Below are 3727 nucleotides of genomic sequence, written 5' to 3' on the forward strand. Positions count from 1 at the left end.
ACAACAAGGGTCCGGTACCGACAAAAACCGCGTTATCGCGCACCAGTCCGTCGGACTTCAGCATGACCTGTGCACTACCAGCAGACATGACGCCCGGCAGGTGCCAGCCCGGAATTGGAAAAGGGCGTTCCATCGCGCCGCCGCTGATAATCAGCTCACGTGCGGTCAGACTCTGGGTGCCGCCATCGCGGGAGAATAATACTTCGCCGTTATCGCCCACATGCCAGACACTGGCACCGTGCAGATGTTCGGCGTTGCAGTTTTGAAAGGCTTCAACCAGTTTGGCACCTTTCAGATAGTCTTCGCCCAGTGCTTCAGGTTGTGTCAGCGGGCTGCGGGTCACTTTACGGTAGATCTGGCCACCGGGCTGGGGTTTATCGTCCAGTACGATAACGGTCGCACCGGCATCAGCAGCCGTGATGGCTGCTGACATTCCCGCAGGGCCCGCGCCAATGATGGCTATATCGTAGCTGCTGCCGGGATTGAATTCGTTGGGTGAATCATCACTCGGGCTGTAGATATTCATTTATTGGCCCTCCTGATATTGCACAGCGTTGTTGTCGGATACATCGGCAAACGCATCGCTGGTTTGGGTAATTTCCTGACGTTTTACAGACATGCCTTCGCACACCTGTGTCAGACACGCCTGTCGGTTTGGCATGCCATCAATCTCAACCAGACACTCAAAACACACGCCCATGGCACAGTAAGCGGAGCGTTCCTGTTCGGTGACGGGAGAAAGCCGGGTTACGGTATCACCTGCCTGCGCCATCGCGGCCCAGACACTGGTACCGGCGGGCACGCTGATCTCGCGGTCATTAATCGTCAAATGGATCTGTGTATCGGACTGAGACCCTGACGGTTGCGATAGATATCGGAACATCATAGAAACCTGTTGCGTCGGTGTTGGGTTACGCGGTCTTTGGCCAGCTCTGACAATTCAGAAGTGGCCGATCAGGTACGACGAACAGCATGGCGGGCTGCTCGCAGGGGTTGAGAGCAGAGCCTGTGCAGCGAGGCATTCGCCGCACAGGTCTGTCTTCAGGTAGAGGGTCGATCAGTTTTTGATCTGATCCAGAACGCCCTGACCCCACTCAGCACCGATGTCGTCGAGGATTTTTGGCCATACTTCAGCGCGAACTTTTTTCGCCGCTGCAGCCAGCTCTTCATCAGACAGTTTCACGATAGTGGCACCGTGGTCAGCCAGTTTCTGTTCGTAATCGCCCTGATCCGCTTCTGCACGTTCCCAGCGTTTTGCTTCGAAATCAGTCGCCGCTTTGATCAGTGCTTCACGGTCATCGCTGTCCAGGTCAGCCAGCGTTTCGGAGTTGATCACCATGTACCAAGCTTCGAAGTGGGTGTTAACCGGCACGTAGGTTTTAGTTACGTCACGGAAAGAGGCGTAGTAACCCTCTGCACCGGAACCGATCACACCGTCGACAACACCGGTCTGTACGGCGGTGAATGCTTCAGAGAATGGGATTGGGGAACTGATGTAACCCAGAGAGTCAGATGTCAGCTGGAAGCTCTTGATGCCCGGTACACGTACCTTAATGCCTTTGTCGACGTTCGGGTTGCCCGGAGAAACGGCATCACGGTTCAGTGCTACGCCACCGAAGTAAACCGGGTACGCTGCCAGCATGGTGATATCCTGCTTCGCGTACAGTTCTTTCATCGCTTCGTAGATCGCACCGCCTGGACCGTAAGCAACTTTTGCTTCTTTCCAGTTAGCTGCGACGTATGGGAAGTAGGTGATCTGCATCTGACGGGACGCTGCAGTCGCGGCAGGCTGTACAGCCATATCCACAGCACCAACGGAGATACGCTCCTGTACGGTGGTGTAGTCACCCAGCGCGCTGGCAGCAAAGATCTTAACCTTTACATCACCTTCGGTGGCTGTTTCTACGTTACCTGCAAATTCCTTCAGCTCGTTATCAACAATCGTGCCTTGTGGTCGGATGTGGCTGATCTTCAGCGTTGCCGCTTCAGCAACAGCAGATACGCTCAGGACACCGGCAAACATGGCCGCACTTACGGTTTTGCACAACAGGTTCAGTTTCATCTCATTATCCTCATTCACTTCTTTTTATATTTGGGAACCTGATAACAGGTTCAGGATCCTTCGAATAAGTCCGGGACTTTCTCGTTGGTTCCGTAGCCGGATCGTTATGACCCGGCTTTCGGGATCTTTTTCAGTGTTTCTATGTAACGTCGATCAATAGCCAAACAGCGCTGGCAGACCCAGTGACAGGTCAGACCAGAAGGAGGTCAGGAACACCACCGGCAGGTAACCGGTGATGATCAGGATCATCGCAGGACGAATCACCTTGGTGACCTGCACCTTGCCGATACGCGCACCCAGATACAGGATCGAGGCGTACGGTGGCGTTACTCCACCCATGGCGGTGTTCACACCCATAATGGCGGCGAACTGCACCGGGCTGATGCCAATAGCTTCCATCAATGGCAACAACAGGGGCGCGATCAGAATGATGGCGGTGACGTCGTTGACGACCATGCCGACCAGGAACAGCAGCACGTTGATCAGAATCAGCAGGATCACTTTGTCTTCGGTGATGGAGAAGATCGCTTCAACCAGCTGCTGAGGCACACTCTCCAGTACAAACATCTGCGACAGGATCATGGAGAACAGGATCATCAGCATGATCGCACCCACCGAGGTGGAGGCTTCTTTGCCGGCACCGAGGAAGGTTTTCCAATCCAGACCTTTGTAGATCAGGAAACCGACCGGGATCGCATAGATCACGGATACGGCCGCCGCTTCGGTTGGCGTCATAATGCCACCGTAGATGCCGCCCAGAATGATCACAGGCATCAGCAGCGCAGGCGTTGCCTTAAAGCCACGGCGGGATACTTCAGCGACAAACGCTTCACCTTTAGGGCGTTCTTCCAGCTTCAGCGGGAACTTACGCGCCAGCCAGATGTTCACCACGGAGAAGTTCGCCATGATCAGCAAGCCCGGACCTAAGGTGGCCAGGAAGCATGCGAGGATGGAGGTATCGGTGACCCAGCCATACACGATCATGGTCACACTCGGTGGAATCAGCAGACCAAGCAGAGAGGCGTTGGCGATCAGTGCCGTTGCGTATTCACGTGGATAACCTTGTTTCTCCATCTCAGGGATAAGCAGCGGACCAATCGCCGCAACACCGGTCAGACCGGAGCCGGAGATGGCACCGATCAGCGCACAGCTGATGGTCGCAACCACACCCAGACCACCGCGCAGATGACCTACAAAGATGTTCACAAAGCGCAGCAAACTGGCTGCGATCCCACTGACACTCATAATGGTGCCGGCCAGGACAAACAGCGGAATTGCCAGCAGCACCGGGTTACCCAGCTGCTGGAAGCCCCATAGCATGTTGCCTTTCATCACAACATCGCCAAGGAAATACATCACCATCAAACCGCCGCCAAAGCAGTACGGAAGTGGGATGCCAAGGGTTAACAGGATGACCAGTACGGCCACCGCCATCAGCGCAACTTCAACCATGATTCGGCTCCTCTTCAGCAAACAGCTCGCGAATATGGCCGACGAGGTGCATAGCGGTGTACAGCATCATCAATACCAGGCCGGTCATTAAGGCGATATCGACGTAAAAAGTAGGGATGTACAGGGTTGGGCTCTCTTTCCATACCCGCCAGGAGTACTTGGTAAAGCGCCATGCCCAGTATGTGAGCCAGCAACCCACAACCAGACTCACAA

5 protein-coding genes are annotated in these 3727 nt (G+C 54.8%); all 5 read right to left on the reverse strand.

The features are described 5' to 3' along the window. Window positions 1-526, reverse strand: a 526-nt coding sequence (locus tag ABYW01_RS16520; protein WP_372834799.1) for an FAD-dependent oxidoreductase, incomplete at its 3' end; no start/stop codon positions are given. Next, window positions 527-886 (reverse strand): (2Fe-2S)-binding protein, encoded by a 360-nt coding sequence (locus ABYW01_RS16525; protein WP_372834801.1) that lies wholly within the window; start codon window positions 884-886, stop codon window positions 527-529. A 171-nt stretch (window positions 887-1057) separates the two neighbouring features. After that, the gene (gene dctP, locus ABYW01_RS16530; protein WP_372834803.1) at window positions 1058-2062 is read right to left on the reverse strand and encodes a TRAP transporter substrate-binding protein DctP; all 1005 of its coding nucleotides are present in this window, start codon (window positions 2060-2062) and stop codon (window positions 1058-1060) included. A gap of 153 nt (window positions 2063-2215) precedes the next feature. Then, the gene (locus ABYW01_RS16535) at window positions 2216-3514 is read right to left on the reverse strand and encodes a TRAP transporter large permease (RefSeq protein WP_372834805.1); all 1299 of its coding nucleotides are present in this window, start codon (window positions 3512-3514) and stop codon (window positions 2216-2218) included. Beyond that, window positions 3507-3727, reverse strand: a 221-nt coding sequence (locus ABYW01_RS16540; protein WP_372834807.1) for a TRAP transporter small permease, incomplete at its 5' end; no start/stop codon positions are given. The genes ABYW01_RS16535 and ABYW01_RS16540, both read right to left, overlap by 8 nt.

The organism is Pontibacterium sp., from assembly GCF_041587635.1.
Taxonomy (GTDB): domain Bacteria; phylum Pseudomonadota; class Gammaproteobacteria; order Pseudomonadales; family Balneatricaceae; genus Pontibacterium.

Excerpts from the sequence above, each read along its gene's own strand:
- dctP (WP_372834803.1), bottom strand. The coding sequence starts at position 2,062 with ATGAAACTGAACCTGTTGTGCAAAACCGTAAGTGCGGCCATGTTTGCC.
- ABYW01_RS16535 (WP_372834805.1), bottom strand. The coding sequence starts at position 3,514 with ATGGTTGAAGTTGCGCTGATGGCGGTGGCCGTACTGGTCATCCTGTTA.
- ABYW01_RS16525 (WP_372834801.1), bottom strand. The coding sequence starts at position 886 with ATGATGTTCCGATATCTATCGCAACCGTCAGGGTCTCAGTCCGATACA.